The following is a 16,014-nucleotide window of genomic DNA, read 5'->3' on the forward strand; positions in this document are numbered from 1 at the left end:
TTCGTCAGTGTGACGATTTATCGCGCGCGTGGCAGCATGGGCTCTGTGACGTCACCCGCGCCCGTAGAGATCGAACGCACCGAGTCGGCGGAGGAGGTCTTCGCCGTACCCGAGCCCGACGTCCCCTGGGTCACGATCGTCCACAACGACCCGGTCAACCTCATGAGCTATGTGACGTACGTCTTCCAGACGTACTTCGGCTACACCAAGGACAAGGCCACCAAGCTCATGCTCGACGTCCACCACAAAGGCCGGGCGGTCGTCTCCAGCGGTTCTCGCGAGGAGATGGAGCGCGACGTGCAGGCGATGCACGGCTACGGTCTGTGGGCCACCCTCCAGCAGGACCGGAAGTAGCGAACCCATTTCGATGCCCGGACACTTCGAACCGATCCCCGGTGGCGGCGCTGCCGTCGCACTCGACGAGGTCGAGATCTCCATCATCCGGTCGCTGGCCGTCCAGCTCCTGGAGCTGATCGGCCCCGGCCCCGCCGAGGACGCCTCCGCCGACCCGCTCGCCGAGCTGTTCGCCGAGGGCCCGAGCGAGCCGCCCGCCGACCCGGTGCTCCGAAGGCTCTTCCCGGACGCCTACAGCGATCCGGAGCAGGCGCCCGCCTCGCCGGCCGAGGCCGGGGAGCAGGAGGCGCACTCCGCCGAGTTCCGCCGCTACACCGAGAACGACCTCAGGGCCGGCAAGCGGGACAGCGCCCTCGCGGTGATCCGCACGCTGGACGCGCTGTCCCCGGTGGACGAGGGCGGGGCGGTGCTCAAGCTGTCCCCGGACGAGTCACGGCGCTGGCTCGGCGCCCTCAATGATCTGCGCCTGGCGATCGGTGCCCGGCTGGAGATCACCGACGAGGACGACACCGATCTGCTCTACCGGCTCCCGGACGAGGACCCGCGCAAGCCGATGGTGATGGCCTATCTGTGGCTGGGCGGTCTCCAGGAGACGCTGGTGACGACCCTGATGCCCTGATCGTCCCGATTTTGTGTTCGCTCAGAGGACGCTCAAATCCGGATAACGATCCAGTCACCGTTGCGGCCTGTTTTGGCACTTTAGGGTGCTTTTTGTCCGGTTCTTCCTGTGCGGTGCGTCACAATGCGCACCTGTGATCATTGTTGCGGCCGTGATAAATCTTCACGACCGCCCGGCGAACACCACCCATGTTCGGCCGGGTGCGCCACCGAGCCGGCGACCGCCGGCCAGGCACGGGCGGGCTCGAGAAACCCGCCCAGCTCCATCAATCCGGGGGGATCGAAACCCGATCCGAGGCCGACGGAAGGCCCGGTTCGGCATGGAGAAAGGCGCACCACACATGACCTCTGAGAAGGTCACCGAAGCCCCTGAAGAGGGTTACGAGCGCGGGCTCGGCAGCCGTCAGGTCCAGATGATTGCGATCGGCGGCGCGATCGGCGTCGGCCTGTTCCTGGGAGCCGGGGCGAACATCGCCAAGGCCGGTCCCAGCCTCATCCTGATGTATGCCCTCGCCGGCGTGATCATCTTCTTCATCATGCGGGCACTGGGCGAGCTGCTGCTCTACCGCCCGGTTTCCGGTTCCTTCGCGGAGTACTCCCGGGAGTTCCTCGGCCCGTTCTTCGGTTACTTCACCGGCTGGACGTACTGGCTGATGTGGGTCGTGACCGGCATGGCCGAGCTGACGGCCGCGGCGATCTACGTCAACTACTGGTTCCCGCACGTCCCACGGTGGGTGACGGCGCTGGTCTTCCTGGTGGTCCTGTTCGTGGCCAACCTGATCTCGGTGAAGCTGTTCGGCGAGATCGAGTTCTGGTTCTCCATGGTCAAGGTCACCGCCCTGGTCGGCATGATCGTGATCGGCCTCGGCGTGCTTACCTTCGGCTTCAGCGCCGCCGGTGACACCGCCTCCGTCTCGAACCTGTGGCAGTTCGACGGCTTCTTCCCCAAGGGCGTCGGCTCCTCCCTGATGACCCTGCAGGGCGTGATGTTCGCCTACCTCGCCGTCGAGCTGGTCGGCGTCACCGCGGGCGAGTCCGAGAACCCGGAGAAGACCCTCCCGAAGGCGATCAACACGCTGCCCTGGCGTATCGCCCTGTTCTACATCGGTGCCCTCACGGTCATCCTGTGCGTGGTCAAGTGGACCCAGTTCGCGGCGGGCGTCAGCCCCTTCGTGAAGGCGTTCGCCATGATCGGCATCCCGGCCGGCGCCGGCATCGTCAACTTCGTGGTGCTCACCGCGGCCCTGTCGTCCTGCAACTCGGGCATGTACTCCACCGGCCGCATGCTGCGCACCCTCGCGGACAACGGCGAGGCGCCGCGCGTCTTCTCCAAGCTGTCGTCCACCAAGACCCCGGCGCTCGGCATCACCGTCTCGGTGGCCTTCATGGGCATCGGCGTGATCCTCAACTACATCGTCCCGGAGAAGGCCTTCGGCTACGTCACCTCCGTCGCCACCGCAGCCGGCATCTGGACCTGGCTGATGATCCTGGTCAGCCACGTCCTCTACCGCCGTGCGGTGGTCGCGGGCCGGCTGCCCGCCTCGTCCTTCCCGGCGCCGGGCGGCGCGGTGTGCTCGTACATCGCCATCGCGTTCCTGCTCTTCGTCACCGGCCTGATCGCCTACGACGCCGACTCCCGGGTCTGCCTGTACGTGATGGCCGTCTGGGCGGCCGCGCTCGGCATCGGCTGGATGGTCCTGAAGACCCGCACGCCGCAGATCGCCGACCGCACCGAGCCGACCTTCGAGAAGGTGGGCTGACCGCAGGGAGACCCATCCCAGGACGTCCGGCCGCCGGGAGTACTCGTGGCACCCCCGGCGGCTGCCGCTCAGGACGTCCACCATGTGGGCCGCCTCGTACCACACCTCGGTACGGGACGGCCCACATGCTTATCCTGACCCCCATGCTGACCCTCACCCAGGCCCTGCACGACCAGATCGTCGCCCACGCGCGCGAGGACCACCCCGACGAGGCGTGCGGCGTCGTCGCCGGCCCGGTGGGCTCCGGCCGCCCCGAGCGCTTCATCCCGATGCTGAACGCGGCCCGCTCGCCCACCTTCTACGAGTTCGACTCGCAGGACCTGCTCAAGCTCTACCGCGAGATGGACGACCGCGACGAGGAGCCGGTGATCATCTACCACTCCCACACCGCGACCGAGGCCTACCCCTCCCGCACCGACATCGGCTACGCCAACGAGCCCGGTGCCCACTACGTCCTGGTCTCCACCGCCGACGCCGACGGCCTCGGCGAGTTCCAGTTCCGCTCCTTCCGGATCCTCGACGGAGAGGTCACCGAGGAGGAGGTCAGGGTCGTGGAGGCGTACTGATCTCAGTCCTTGGTTGAGATCAGTCCGTCATGTGGGATCGCCTTCCAGAACCCGGACCGGGAATCGATACGATGAGCCCATGGTTCTGAACGACGTGAGCGAGAAGGCGCCGAGCACGCTGCTCGTGGCGCGGCTGCACGTCGACCTGTGCAGGCTGAACAGCGCCATCTGTTGACGTTCCCCACCGCCGTACGGCCGTGAGCCGCGGCGTTCCCTCAGTGCGCAAGCCCGGCGGGACCCCCATCGCGCGCACACCGAACCGATGACTCTTTCCGACAGGAGACCGCAACCATGGCCATCGAGGTCCGCATCCCCACCATCCTCCGCCAGTACACCGACGGTCAGAAGGCGGTGGAGGGCAGCGGTGAGACCCTCGCCGAGCTGTTCGCCGACCTCGAGACCCGGCACGCGGGCGTCCAGGCCCGCATCGTGGACAACGGCCAGCTGCGCCGCTTCGTCAACGTGTACCTGAACGACGAGGACGTCCGCTTCGTCGACGGCATCGACACCAAACTGTCCGACGGTGACACCGTGACGATCCTGCCGGCCGTGGCCGGCGGCATGCACTGATCGGTCGCTGAGCACCCATGCGCTACGACTCCCCGCTGGCCGCGGTGGGCAACACCCCTCTGGTGCGCCTGCCGCGGTTGTCGCCGTCCGACGACGTGCGGATCTGGGCCAAGCTGGAGGACCGCAACCCGACCGGCTCGGTCAAGGACCGCCCCGCCCTGCACATGGTCGAGCAGGCGGAGAAGGACGGCCGCCTCACTCCGGGCTGCACGATCCTGGAGCCGACCTCCGGCAACACCGGCATCTCCCTGGCGATGGCAGCCAAGCTCAAGGGCTACCGCATGGTGTGCGTGATGCCGGAGAACACCTCGCAGGAGCGCCGTGACCTGCTGGGCATGTGGGGTGCCGAGATCATCTCCTCCCCGGCCGCGGGCGGCTCCAACACCGCCGTGCGCGTGGCCAAGGAGCTGGCCGCCGAGCACCCCGACTGGGTGATGCTCTACCAGTACGGCAACCCGGACAACGCGGGCGCCCACTACGCGACGACCGGCCCGGAGATCCTCGCGGACCTGCCGTCGATCACGCACTTCGTCGCGGGCCTCGGCACCACCGGCACCCTGATGGGCGTCGGCCGCTATCTGCGCGAGCACAAGCCGGACGTGAAGATCGTCGCCGCCGAGCCGCGCTACGACGACCTGGTCTACGGCCTGCGCAACCTCGACGAGGGCTTCGTACCGGAGCTGTACGACGCCTCCGTCCTCACGACCCGTTTCTCGGTCGGCTCCGCCGACGCGGTCACCCGCACCCGTGAACTCCTGCAGCAGGAGGGCATCTTCGCGGGCGTGTCCACCGGCGCCGCCCTGCACGCGGCGATCGGTGTCGGCCGCAAGGCGGTCAAGGCGGGGGAGAGCGCCGACATCGTCTTCATCGTGGCCGACGGCGGCTGGAAGTACCTCTCCACCGGCGTCTACACGGCCGCCACCACCGAAGAGGCCATCGAGACGCTGCAGGGCCAGCTCTGGGCGTAGGCCCCCGCGGGTCCGCATCAAGCACGCGCCAGCCCCCTCCCATGAGGGGGCTAAACGCATCCTACGGAGAGGCAAAGGATTCCGTCCGGTACTGCCGGTCGTCCTCCGGCCGGGTCTACGGTCCTCGCGCACCCTGTCATGTCACGCTCACTCGACTTCAGGGTGGCAATGAGTGTCATGCTCATGACTGCGTCTGCCGCCGCTACGCGCGTCACGGGCCTGCCCCACCAGTGCGAGAAACCCCACTTCCCCATGGAGGCAGTACCCCATGCGTGAGTCACGCCCGAGCGGGCCGAGACGGAACCTGCGAAGACTCCTCTCCGTCGCCCTGCCCGCCCTCACCCTGACCGTCGCCGGACTGGCCGCGGCACCGACGGCCGGAGCCCAGGCCGCCGCCCCCACGCCCCACACCTCCCGGGCCGCGCAGAACGCCAAGGCCCTGACCGCCCCCGAGCGGCAGACCTTCCACTCCACCGGCAAGGCCGGGCAGAAGGTCCCCACGACCCACCTGTGCGCCACCGCCGAGCCGGGCCACGCGTCCTGCTTCGCCCAGCGGCGCACCGACATCAAGCAGCGGCTCGCCTCGGCGCTCGCCGCCGCGGCCCCCTCCGGCCTGTCCCCGGCCAACCTGCACAGCGCCTACAACCTGCCCTCGACCGGCGGCTCCGGCATGACCGTCGCCATCGTCGACGCCTACAACGACCCCAACGCCGAGTCGGACCTGGCCACTTACCGCTCCACCTACGGCCTGTCCGCCTGCACCAAGGCCAACGGCTGCTTCAAGCAGGTCAGCCAGACCGGCTCCACCACCTCGCTGCCGACCAACGACAGCGGCTGGGCCGGTGAAGAGGCGCTCGACATCGACATGGTCAGCGCGGTCTGCCCGAACTGCAGCATCGACCTGGTCGAGGCGAACTCCGCGAACGACACCGACCTCGGCATCGCCGAGAACGAGGCCGTCACGCTGGGCGCCAAGGTCGTCTCCAACAGCTGGGGCGGCGACGAGTCCTCCTCCCAGACCAGCGAGGACACCCAGTACTTCAAGCACCCGGGCGTCGCCATCACCGTCTCCTCGGGCGACTCCGCCTACGGCGCCGAGTACCCGGCGACCTCGCAGTACGTGACCGCCGTCGGCGGCACCGCGCTCACCACCTCCTCCAGCTCCCGCGGCTGGAGCGAGTCGGTGTGGCACACCAACTCCACCGAGGGCACCGGCTCCGGCTGCTCCGCCTACGACCCGAAGCCGAGCTGGCAGACCGACACCGGCTGCTCCAAGCGCATGGAGGCCGACGTCTCCGCCGTCGCCGACCCGGCCACCGGCGTCGCGGTCTACGACACCTACGGCGGCTCCGGCTGGGCGGTCTACGGCGGCACCAGCGCCTCCTCCCCGATCGTCGCCGGCGTCTACGCCCTCGCGGGCACCCCGGGCTCCGGCGACTACCCGTCGAAGTACCCGTACCAGCACACCGGCAACCTGTACGACGTGACCAGTGGCAACAACGGCTCCTGCTCGCCGTCGTACTTCTGCACCGCGGGCACCGGCTACGACGGTCCGACCGGCTGGGGCACCCCGAACGGCACCACCGCCTTCACCGCCGGCACCAGCACCGGCAACACGGTGACCGTCACCAACCCCGGCAGCCAGTCCACCACCACCGGCGGCTCGGCCAGCCTGCAGATCCACGCCACCGACAGCGCGGGTGCGGCCCTGACCTACAGCGCCTCCGGCCTGCCGACCGGCCTGTCCATCAACAGCTCCACCGGCCTGATCTCCGGCACGGCCTCCACCGCGGGCACCTACCAGGTCACCGTCACCGCCAAGGACTCCACCGGCGCCTCCGGTGCCACCTCCTTCACCTGGACGGTCGGCTCCTCCGGCGGCACCTGCAGCTCGGCCCAGCTGCTCGGCAACCCGGGCTTCGAGTCGGGCAACACCACCTGGACCGCCTCCAGCGGTGTCATCACCACCGACTCCGGTGAGGCCGCGCACGGCGGCTCCTACAAGGCCTGGCTCGACGGCTACGGCTCCTCGCACACCGACACGCTCTCCCAGTCGGTGACCGTCCCGGCCGGCTGCAAGGCCAGCTTCACCTTCTACCTGCACATCGACTCCGACGAGACCACCAGCAGCACCGCGTACGACAAGCTGACGGTGAGCGCCGGCTCGACGACCCTGGCGACCTACTCGAACCTCAACGCCGCCTCCGGGTACACGCAGAAGACCTTCGACCTGTCCTCCTTCGCGGGCCAGACGGTCACCCTGAAGTTCAGCGGAGTGGAGGACTCCTCCCTCCAGACCAGCTTCGTCGTGGACGACACCGCCCTGACGACCAGCTGAGCCGTACGACACCCGGTCCCGCACACGGACGCCGTCCGTGTGCGGGATCCGTCCGCGCCGGTGGTACGTCACATCTGCACCAAGTGGCCGGTCGGCCGGCCACGCAGAAAGGCGGTCCCCCATGCGCCGTACGACGCCCGTCGTCCTCGCTGCCACAGCGCTGTTCCTGGCAGGCTGCGGTTCCCAGAGCGGCAAGGACACCAGCAGCAACGACAAAGTGTCACCGTCGGCCACCGCTTCCGACTCCGCCTCCGCCTCCGCCCCGCCCTCCGGCGGCGGGTGCGCCCCCCAGGCGGAGCTGAAGGCGGCCGACAGCGGCCGTACCGTCTGCCTGGCCAAGGGCGGCGAGGTGCGGCTGACCCTGGACGGGACCAAGGCCCGCCCCTGGAAGCCGGTCACCGCGCACGGCGGCGCCCTCCAGGCGATCAACGCGGGATTCGTCATCCAGCCGGGCGACGCCACGGCCGCCTACCGGGCGGTGGCTCCCGGAACCGTGAAACTCTCGTCCTCCCGCCCGCTGTGCGCCGAGCCCACCGGCTCCGGCCAGTTCTCCTGCAAGGGCATCCAGGAGTGGACGGTCACCGTGACGGTGAAATAGGCGGAGCGGGTGACGTGGAGAGCCAGGGCCTCTCCTTCGGATCCTGCCGGAGTCGCGGGAGCCGGCACGCACTTTCCCACCGCCTCAAGAGCGTGGGGGCACGCCCAGCGGCGTTGTCGTCTCTCGCCGACTCCCCCCACGCTCGGCCTCGCTCGCGCGGGGGCCCCCTCGTCGCGTCCGTCCCCCGCCTTGCAGCTGCATGCACCGGCCCCCGCTCGGGTCCGCCACCAGGCGCCGTCGCCCGAGGCCGTCCCGATCCGAAAAAAGGCCCTAGCCGGCGAGGTGCCTGACCTGGTCCCACAGGACCGGGTCGACCACGCCCACCCGCCGCCGGAAGTCCCACACCGGCACCTCGCGCAGCTCGTCGGTCTGCAGGAAGCTGGGCCGGCCGTGGGCGTCGCCGACCGCTCCCGGCGGCAGCGGGATCACCCCGGAGCGCTCGTCGTGGTACTTGCTGGTGATCTTCGCGACGGTGGCCCGGTTGCCGCGCACGGCCAGCACCAGACAGGGCCGGTCCTTGGCGTCCGCCCGGTCCTCGTAGGGCACGTTCGCCCACCAGATGTCCCCCGGGTGCGGATGCGCCGCCAGGGCGCGCTCCCGGCGCTCGGGGCGCCCGGGCGGCCGCAGCCGTCGCCCACCGGGCCGGCTGCCCCGGCCCCAGCCGTCGACGAGCGTGGCGATCACCGCGAGCAGCACCACCGCCGCGAGCGCGAGCCACCAGGACGTGTCCATAACGACGACGTTACCGGCGTGTGCTCGTCATTGCGCGCCCTCTGTAATCTCCGTGCGCCCCTGGTCCAGCCGAACCGGTGACAGCGCAGGTGAGTTCGCCCACAACGGCCCCTGGCGGAGGAGCGACCGGCCCTTTTGCGCCTTACGCTCGACAAACCGCACGACCCCCGCCTGCCCCTTTCCCGAGCCCTCTTCCCGGCTCCCGCCCACCGGATTTCCGCCTACGGAGGTTTCTGCTTCATGAAGCTCACCGTCGTCGGCTGCTCGGGGTCGTTTCCTTCCGCGGAATCGGCCTGCTCGAGCTACCTCGTCGAGGCCGACGGCTTCCGGCTGCTCCTCGACATGGGCAATGGCGCCCTCGGCGAGCTGCAGCGCCACTGCGGTCTCTACGACCTCGACGCGATCTTCCTGAGCCATCTGCACGCCGACCACTGCATCGACATGCTCGCGTACTTCGTCGCGCGCTACTACCGCCACGAGGGCGGCCGCTGCGACCCGCTCCCGGTCTACGGCCCCGAGGGCACCGAGCACCGTCTGACCACGGCGTACGCCGACACCCCCTCCGCCTCCTCGATGAGCGAGGTCTTCGACTTCCACACGGTCAAGCCGTCCACGTTCGAGATCGGACCGTTCACGGTGCACACCGAGCGGGTCCGCCACCCCGTGGAGGCGTACGCCATCCGTATCGAACACGGCGGGACGTCCCTGACGTACTCCGGCGACACGGGCGTCACCGAGGTGCTTGACCAGCTGGCCCGGGACACCGACCTGTTCCTGTGCGAGGCCGCGTTCACGCACGGCAAGGAGAACATCCCCGACCTGCACCTCAACGGCCGCGAGGCAGGCGAGACGGCGGCCCGTGCGGGCGCCCGCCGCCTGGTCCTCACCCACATCCCGCCGTGGACCGACCCACAGGTCAATCTGGCGGACGCGCGCGAGGTGTTCGACGGGCCGGTGGAGCTGGCCGCTCCCCGCAAGGTCTACGACATCTGAGGCCGCCGAGCCGCAGCAGGTACCCGAAAACGAATTCCCCGGCCGTGACACGGCCGGGGAATTCGTTTTCGGTCGGGCTTTCGCAGGGGCCTACTTGGCTTCGGCCTTCTGGAGTTCCGCCAGTTCCTCGTCCGATTCCCGGCCCGGGGTGGGCAGGTTGAACTTGGTGATGGCGAAGCGGAAGACGACGTAGTAGACGACACCGAAGCACAGGCCCACCAGCAGCAGACCCCACGGGTTGCTCGCGATGCCCAGGTTCAGGCCCCAGTCGATCACGCCGGCCGAGAAGCCGAAGCCGTCGCGCATGCCCAGCGACCAGGTCAGCGCCATGGAGATGCCGGTGAGGACCGCGTGGATCGCGTACAGGACCGGGGCGATGAACATGAAGGTGAACTCGATCGGCTCGGTCACGCCGGTGACGAAGCTGGTCAGCGCGAGCGAGAACATCATGCCGCCGACCACCTTGCGGCGCTCCGGGCGGGCGCAGTGCACGATGGCGAGGCAGGCGGCCGGGAGGCCGAACATCATGATCGGGAAGAAGCCGGTCATGAACTGGCCCGCGGTCGGGTCGCCGGCCAGGAAGCGCGCGATGTCGCCGCTCTTGCCGTGGTAGTCGCCCGCCTGCAGCCAGGGGAACGAGTTCAGCAGGTGGTGCATGCCGATCGGGATCAGTGCACGGTTGGCGACACCGAAGATGCCGGCGCCGACGGCGCCCGAACCCACCAGCCACTCGCCGAAGTTGTGCAGACCGGAGCCGAGCACCGGCCAGATGTAGCCGAAGACGATGCCGAGGACCAGGCCGACGAGGGCCGACAGGATCGGGACCAGCCGACGGCCGCCGAAGAAGCCCGCCCAGTCGGGCAGCTTGGTGCGGTAGAAGCGCTGGTAGAGCAGTGCGACGGCGAGGCCCATCACCACGCCGCCGAGGACCTTGGCGTCCGCCGGGGCGTCCACCATGACGACCTTGCCGTCGACGGCCGTCGCCACCTTCGGCAGGTTCTTGTCGGTGAACGTGCCGAGCACGTTCTTGAAGACCAGGTATCCGACCACCGCGGCGAGCGCCGTCGAACCGTCCGACTTCTTCGCGAAGCCGATCGCGATGCCCACGGCGAACAGCAGCGGCATGTTGTCGAGGATCGCGTTGCCGCCGGCCGCCATGAAGGAGGCTATCTTCGTGAGGAAGGCGGGGAACTCGGGGCGGCCGAGCATGTCGGTGTTGCCGAGGCGCACCAGCAGGGCGGCTGCGGGAAGCACCGCCACCGGCAGCATCAGGCTGCGGCCGATACGCTGCAGCACAGCCATCGCCCCGGCGCCCTTCTTCTTCTCTGCCGCGGGAGCGGCGGTGGCCGTGGTCACAAGTTCCTCCTGGAGGTACCTCCGGCCGCGGGCCGGGGGAGGGCAAGGCGCCGCCCGGGAACCATGGAAGGGACGGCAGCGTCTCTGGTCTACACCACTCAGTGGTGTAGACCTGTTGTAGCACGATGAAGGCGGGATAAGGAACCCGTGAATCCGCTACCGCAGCACTACACGCCGTACCGGCCGGAGGGCGGCTCAGGGCGGACCTCCGCGGTGCCGGGCCCGGGCGACCGGGGGCGGCGACCGAGGTGGTGACGGGGGCGGTGACGGGGCGTCGGCTGCGGCGTCAGACCTTGGTGACGTCCTCGACGTCCTCCTCCGGCTCCCGGCCCGGGGTCTTCAGATCGAACGTCGTGATCGCGAAACGGAAGACGGCGTAGTAGACGGCCGCGAAGCACAGACCGATCGGGATGATCAGCCACGGCTTGGTCGCCAGGTTCCAGTTGATGACGTAGTCGATCAGGCCCGCCGAGAAGCTGAAGCCGTCGTGCACCCCGAGCCCCCAGGTCGCCGCCATCGAGACACCGGTGAGCACCGCGTGGACCGCGTACAGCAGGGGCGCGATGAAGAGGAAGGAGTACTCGATCGGTTCGGTGATGCCGGTCACGAACGAGGTCAGCGCCACGGAGAGCATCAGCCCGCCGACCTCCTTGCGGCGGTGCGGCTTGGCGCAGTGCGTGATCGCCAGCGCCGCCGCCGGCAGCGCGAACATCATGATCGGGTAGAACCCCGAGGTGAACTGCCCGGCGTGCGGATCGCCCGCCAGGAACATGTTGATGTCGCCGTGCACCACCGTGCCGTCCGGCTTGGTGTAGCTGCCGAACTGGAACCAGATGGGCACGTTCAGGAACTGGTGCAGGCCGATCACGAGCAGCGCCCGGTTGGCGACGCCGAACACGCCCGCGCCCCACGACCCGGCATCCCGCAGCCAGTGGCTGAAGTCCTCCAGGCCGCTCCCGATCGGTGGCCAGATCCACAGGCACAGCACCGCGAAGACGATGGCGACGAACGCCATGATGATGGGGACGAGCCGACGTCCGTTGAAGAAGCCCAGCCAGTCGACGAGCCGGGTGCGGTGGAAGCGGGCCCAGAGGAAGGCCGCCAGCAGACCCATGACGATGCCGCCGAAGACGCCGGGGTTCTGGAAGGTGAAGGGGGACACCGAGCCGCCGCTGATCACCTGGCAGCCGACCTGCGGGACGGCCCTGGAGCCGCCGGGGCAGTCCGCGGGGAACTGGTGCAGCACGCCGTAGTAGACGAGGAAGCCCGCCACCGCCGCGAGCGCCGTCGAACCGTCGGACTTCTTGGCCATCCCGATCGCCACGCCCACGCAGAACAGCAGGGGCAGGCCCAGCGAGCCGTCGAGCAGGGCGCCGCCCGCTCCCTGCATCACCTGGGCGACCGTCGTCCAGCCCAGGCCCTCGGCCCCTACGACGCCGGGCTGGCCGAGGCCGATCAGCAGGCCCGCCGCCGGCAGCACCGCGATCGGAAGCTGCAGGCTGCGGCCCATCTTCTGCAGGCCCTGGAAGAGCTTGTGCCAGCGGGCGAGCGCGGGACTGACCGTGCTGTCGGCGCTCATCGGCGTCCTCCCTGACCGCTTCACCGGGGCGGTTTGGCGACCGTCCCCACGGTGGTGTAGACCAGTCGGCGGACGGTTCCGCTGTCGTGATCGCCATCATTCGGCACGTACGGCATGACCGCTCGCAAAGATGGGCCAACTGTGGGTTACTGCGACAAAGCGGTTCGGATCAGGGAGAAGGAACATGGCCAGCAAGGCTGAGAAGATCGTCGCCGGCCTCGGCGGCATCGACAACATCGAGGAGATCGAGGGCTGCATCACCCGGCTGCGCACCGAGGTGTCCGACCCCGCTCTGGTCGACGAAGCCGCCCTGAAGGCCGCGGGCGCCCACGGCGTCGTCAAGATGGGCACCGCCATCCAGGTCGTCATCGGCACCGACGCCGACCCGATCGCGGCGGAGATCGAAGACATGATGTGAGCCCTCGGGATCACCCGGGTTCACCTGAAAGGGGCTCTTCCCACCGCGGGAGGAGCCCCTTCCGGCACTCCGGATAGGCTCGGCCCCATGTCCTCAATGCCTCGAATCGACGGCCGCACCCCCGAACAGCTCCGCCCGGTCACCATCGAACGCGGCTGGAGCAAGCATGCGGAGGGCTCCGTCCTCGTCTCCTTCGGCGACACCAAGGTCTTCTGCACCGCCTCCGTCACCGAAGGAGTCCCGCGCTGGCGCAAGGGCAGCGGCGAGGGCTGGGTCACCGCGGAGTACTCCATGCTGCCCCGCGCCACCAACACCCGCGGCGACCGCGAGTCCGTCAAGGGCAAGATCGGCGGCCGCACCCATGAGATCTCCCGTCTCATCGGCCGCTCCCTGCGCGCCGTCATCGACTACAAGGCGCTCGGCGAGAACACCATCGTCCTCGACTGCGACGTCCTCCAGGCCGACGGCGGCACCCGCACCGCCGCCATCACCGGCGCCTACGTCGCCCTCGCCGACGCCGTCTCCTGGGCCCAGGGCAAGAAGCTGATCAAGGCCGGCCGCCAGCCGCTCACCGGAACCGTGAGCGCCGTCTCGGTCGGCATCGTCGGCGGCATCCCCCTCCTCGACCTCTGCTACGAGGAGGACGTGCGCGCCGAGACCGACATGAACGTCGTCTGCACCGGCGACGGCCGCTTCGTCGAGGTCCAGGGCACCGCCGAGGCCCAGCCCTTCGCCCGCGAGGAGCTGAACGCCCTGCTCGACCTCGCCGTCACCGGCTGCACCGAACTGACCGCGATCCAGCAGGCCGCGCTCGCCCGCGCCCTGGAGAAGTAACCCCAAAGTCGCACGAAAGGTAAAGGGAACACCAAACATCGGGTGTACGGCGGGCAACCCCCGTCCCCCTCCCCGGCGTCCTATGGATACGGGTGCACGGAAAACCCCCGTGCGCCCAGCCAGCCGTACCAGGGGAGGGAACCCACCACCATGGCCGCCACCCGACGCCGAGGCCGCCTCGCCGCCGTCGCCGCCGCCGTCGCGACCGTCGCACTCACCGCAGGCCTGACCACCGGCTGCGACGCCGTCGGCAAGGCCCTGGACTGCGTGCGCACCGCCGACTCCATCGCCGACAGCGTCACCGACCTCCAGCAGGCCGTGGAGAACGCCGCCAACGACCCCACCCAGGCCGACGCCTCCCTCGACGCCATCGAGAAGAACCTGAAGAAGATCGGCGACAAGACCGACAACGCCGACGTCAACAAAGCGGTCGACAACCTGGACAAGGCCGTCGGGAACGTCCGCACCGCCATCAAGAACGGCGACAAGACCCCCGACGTCGGCCCCGTCACCGACGCGGCCGGCGAACTGACCAAGGTCTGCACGCCCTAACCACGGCCGCAACGACGACCGGCCCGGGGGAGTGCGCTCAGTACTCCCCGTGCCGGCGCCTGTCCCGCTCCCGCCGGTTCTCCCAGCGCTCCTCGCGCCGGGCCCGGTGCAACTCGTGCCGGGCCTGACTGCGCTCCAGCTTCTCCTGCCGGCGCTGCTCCTTCAGCCGCTGCCGCTCGGCCCGGGTCACCTTGCGCTCCACGCCGACCCCGCCCCAGAACGCGAAGCCGCCGATCACCACCCGCGGCGCACCCGGATCGGGCCGCTCGTCGTCCCTGGGATGCTCAAAACCGCCCATCACGCCGATCCCACGCACCACGACCTCGACGCCCGGCGGCACGATCACCTGCACCCCGCCCATGATCGCCACACAGTTGATCTCGACCTCGCGGGCCGCGAAGTCCGCCTCCCGCAGATCCAGCTCGCCGCCTCCCCAGAAGGCGAAGCAGTTGAACCGCCTGGGCACCCGCCAGCGGCCCTTGCGCTCGAACCCGGACATCACCGCGACCGCAGTCTCCGGCGACTCCCCGCCGCCGACGATCCGGCCCGCCCAACCACCGCTGTCCACCGGCTCCTTGACGAAGGACACGGGAGAGGGCGCCACCGCCCCGGACACCGGCAGATCACGGGTGATCGGCGCCAGCTCGGCATACGTACGCGCCTTGTACGCCGCCTCCAGCCGCTCCTCGAACTCCCCCATGTCCAGGCGTCCCTCGGCCACGGCTTCCCGCAGCACCTCGGCGACCTGTTCACGGTCGGCATCGGATGCGCGGAGTTCCGGGACTGCGTCGTCGGTCATGACGGAAAGCCTACGAGACCGCCCTCCCGGCGTACATCTTCGCGATGACGGCCTCGATGTCCGGCTCCCGCACCGACAGATCCACCAGCGGATACTCGGCCGCGATCGCCGCCACCAGCGGCGCCGCCGACTGCCCTGCCGGAAACGCCAGCCACTGCCGCGGCCCCTCCACCCGCACCACCCGGCACGGCGCCACCTCGATCGGCGGCAACTCCCGCTCCAGATCCACCACCAGCGTCCGCTCGCCCTCCGCGGCCTCGTGCAGCCCCGCCAGCGCACCGTCGTACATCAGCCGCCCGTGGTCGATCACCATCACCCGCGAACACAACTGCTCGATGTCCTGCAGATCGTGCGTCGTCAGCAGCACCGTCGTCGCGCGCTCCGCATTCAACTCCTTCAGAAAACCACGCACCTTGGCCTTGGACACCACATCCAGACCGATCGTCGGCTCGTCCAGATACAACACCTCCGGATCGTGCAGCAGCGCCGCCGCGATGTCCCCCCGCATCCGCTGCCCCAACGACAGCTGCCGCACCGGCACATCCAGCAGATCACCCAGCTCCAGGAGTTCGACACACCGGTCCAGGTTCTCCCGGTAACGGGCGTCCGGGATCCGGTACATCCGGTGCGCCAGCCGGTAGGAGTCGATCAGCGGCAGATCCCACCACAACGTCGTCCGCTGCCCGAACACCACACCGATACGGTGCGCCAGCCGCGTCCGCTCCCGCGACGGATCGATCCCCGCCACCCGCAGCCGGCCCGCGCTCGGCGTCAGGATCCCGGTCAGCATCTTGATCGTCGTCGACTTCCCGGCACCGTTCGGACCGATGTAGCCGACCATCTCACCGCGCGCCACGGTGAACGAGATCGAGTCCACCGCCCGCACCTGCCGCCGCTCCCGCTTCAGGAACCCGGCCTTCCTGCGCACCTCGAAGACCTTCTCGACCTTCTCCACTGCGATGAAGTCGCTGTCCGCCAC

18 protein-coding genes are annotated in these 16,014 nt (G+C 69.4%); 13 read left to right on the forward strand and 5 right to left on the reverse strand.

Annotation, left to right across the window (positions count from 1 at the left end; all coding sequences use genetic code 11):
* Positions 1–36 precede the first annotated feature (36 nt).
* The 9 genes from clpS to AB0H32_RS13105 all read left to right on the forward strand — a co-directional run bounded on the left by clpS (position 37) and on the right by AB0H32_RS13105 (position 7,772).
* Complete coding sequence (gene clpS / locus AB0H32_RS13065) at positions 37–354, forward strand: ATP-dependent Clp protease adapter ClpS (protein WP_361118760.1); 318 nt, start codon at positions 37–39, stop codon at positions 352–354.
* Between the two features lie 13 nt (positions 355–367).
* Positions 368–973 (forward strand): DUF2017 domain-containing protein, encoded by a 606-nt coding sequence (locus tag AB0H32_RS13070; protein ID WP_361118763.1) that lies wholly within the window; start codon positions 368–370, stop codon positions 971–973.
* Between the two features lie 340 nt (positions 974–1,313).
* The gene (locus tag AB0H32_RS13075; protein WP_361118766.1) at positions 1,314–2,732 is read left to right on the forward strand and encodes an amino acid permease; all 1,419 of its coding nucleotides are present in this window, start codon (positions 1,314–1,316) and stop codon (positions 2,730–2,732) included.
* A gap of 143 nt (positions 2,733–2,875) precedes the next feature.
* Positions 2,876–3,298: a M67 family metallopeptidase gene (locus tag AB0H32_RS13080; protein WP_361118769.1), complete on the forward strand. Its 423-nt coding sequence runs from the start codon at positions 2,876–2,878 to the stop codon at positions 3,296–3,298.
* Between the two features lie 79 nt (positions 3,299–3,377).
* On the forward strand, positions 3,378–3,473 hold the full coding sequence (locus tag AB0H32_RS13085; RefSeq protein ID WP_335743766.1) for a putative leader peptide: 96 nt from the start codon (positions 3,378–3,380) through the stop codon (positions 3,471–3,473).
* A gap of 116 nt (positions 3,474–3,589) precedes the next feature.
* Positions 3,590–3,868, forward strand: coding sequence for a MoaD/ThiS family protein (locus tag AB0H32_RS13090; RefSeq protein WP_361118772.1), 279 nt, complete (start codon positions 3,590–3,592; stop codon positions 3,866–3,868).
* Positions 3,869–3,885: 17 nt separating this feature from the next.
* On the forward strand, positions 3,886–4,836 hold the full coding sequence (locus tag AB0H32_RS13095; RefSeq protein ID WP_361118775.1) for a cysteine synthase: 951 nt from the start codon (positions 3,886–3,888) through the stop codon (positions 4,834–4,836).
* Between the two features lie 268 nt (positions 4,837–5,104).
* Positions 5,105–7,174: a putative Ig domain-containing protein gene (locus AB0H32_RS13100; protein WP_361118778.1), complete on the forward strand. Its 2,070-nt coding sequence runs from the start codon at positions 5,105–5,107 to the stop codon at positions 7,172–7,174.
* A 121-nt stretch (positions 7,175–7,295) separates the two neighbouring features.
* On the forward strand, positions 7,296–7,772 hold the full coding sequence (locus tag AB0H32_RS13105; RefSeq protein WP_361118781.1) for a hypothetical protein: 477 nt from the start codon (positions 7,296–7,298) through the stop codon (positions 7,770–7,772).
* A gap of 270 nt (positions 7,773–8,042) precedes the next feature.
* Here the strand turns inward: AB0H32_RS13105 and AB0H32_RS13110 are convergent, their stop codons facing one another.
* Positions 8,043–8,504 (reverse strand): type II toxin-antitoxin system PemK/MazF family toxin, encoded by a 462-nt coding sequence (locus tag AB0H32_RS13110; protein WP_361118784.1) that lies wholly within the window; start codon positions 8,502–8,504, stop codon positions 8,043–8,045.
* A 240-nt stretch (positions 8,505–8,744) separates the two neighbouring features.
* On the opposite strand from AB0H32_RS13110, the gene AB0H32_RS13115 reads away from it, so the two are divergent.
* Positions 8,745–9,497, forward strand: coding sequence for an MBL fold metallo-hydrolase (locus AB0H32_RS13115; protein ID WP_361118786.1), 753 nt, complete (start codon positions 8,745–8,747; stop codon positions 9,495–9,497).
* 90 nt (positions 9,498–9,587) lie between these two features.
* On the opposite strand, the gene AB0H32_RS13120 is transcribed toward AB0H32_RS13115, so the two are convergent.
* Positions 9,588–10,853, reverse strand: a complete 1,266-nt coding sequence (locus tag AB0H32_RS13120; protein ID WP_361118789.1) for a PTS transporter subunit EIIC — start codon at positions 10,851–10,853, stop codon at positions 9,588–9,590.
* Between the two features lie 286 nt (positions 10,854–11,139).
* Positions 11,140–12,432, reverse strand: coding sequence for a PTS transporter subunit EIIC (locus tag AB0H32_RS13125; RefSeq protein ID WP_361118792.1), 1,293 nt, complete (start codon positions 12,430–12,432; stop codon positions 11,140–11,142).
* A gap of 184 nt (positions 12,433–12,616) precedes the next feature.
* Here AB0H32_RS13125 and AB0H32_RS13130 point away from each other — a divergent pair, with 184 nt between their 5' ends.
* From AB0H32_RS13130 to AB0H32_RS13140, 3 genes are all read left to right on the forward strand, one after another.
* A complete protein-coding gene (locus tag AB0H32_RS13130) occupies positions 12,617–12,850 on the forward strand; it encodes a glucose PTS transporter subunit EIIB (protein ID WP_014672981.1) in 234 nt (77 codons plus the stop codon).
* A 96-nt stretch (positions 12,851–12,946) separates the two neighbouring features.
* A complete protein-coding gene (gene rph / locus AB0H32_RS13135; protein ID WP_361118866.1) occupies positions 12,947–13,684 on the forward strand; it encodes a ribonuclease PH in 738 nt (245 codons plus the stop codon).
* 150 nt (positions 13,685–13,834) lie between these two features.
* The gene (locus AB0H32_RS13140; RefSeq protein WP_361118796.1) at positions 13,835–14,236 is read left to right on the forward strand and encodes a hypothetical protein; all 402 of its coding nucleotides are present in this window, start codon (positions 13,835–13,837) and stop codon (positions 14,234–14,236) included.
* A gap of 37 nt (positions 14,237–14,273) precedes the next feature.
* Here the strand turns inward: AB0H32_RS13140 and AB0H32_RS13145 are convergent, their stop codons facing one another.
* Positions 14,274–15,035 carry a DUF1707 domain-containing protein gene (locus AB0H32_RS13145; protein WP_361118799.1) on the reverse strand — a complete coding sequence of 254 codons (762 nt, stop codon included), beginning with the start codon at positions 15,033–15,035 and terminating at the stop codon, positions 14,274–14,276.
* Positions 15,036–15,045: 10 nt separating this feature from the next.
* Positions 15,046–16,014 carry an ATP-binding cassette domain-containing protein gene (locus AB0H32_RS13150; protein WP_361118868.1) on the reverse strand — a complete coding sequence of 323 codons (969 nt, stop codon included), beginning with the start codon at positions 16,012–16,014 and terminating at the stop codon, positions 15,046–15,048.

The organism is Streptomyces sp. NPDC020362, assembly GCF_040642095.1.
Taxonomy (GTDB): Bacteria; Actinomycetota; Actinomycetes; order Streptomycetales; family Streptomycetaceae; genus Streptomyces.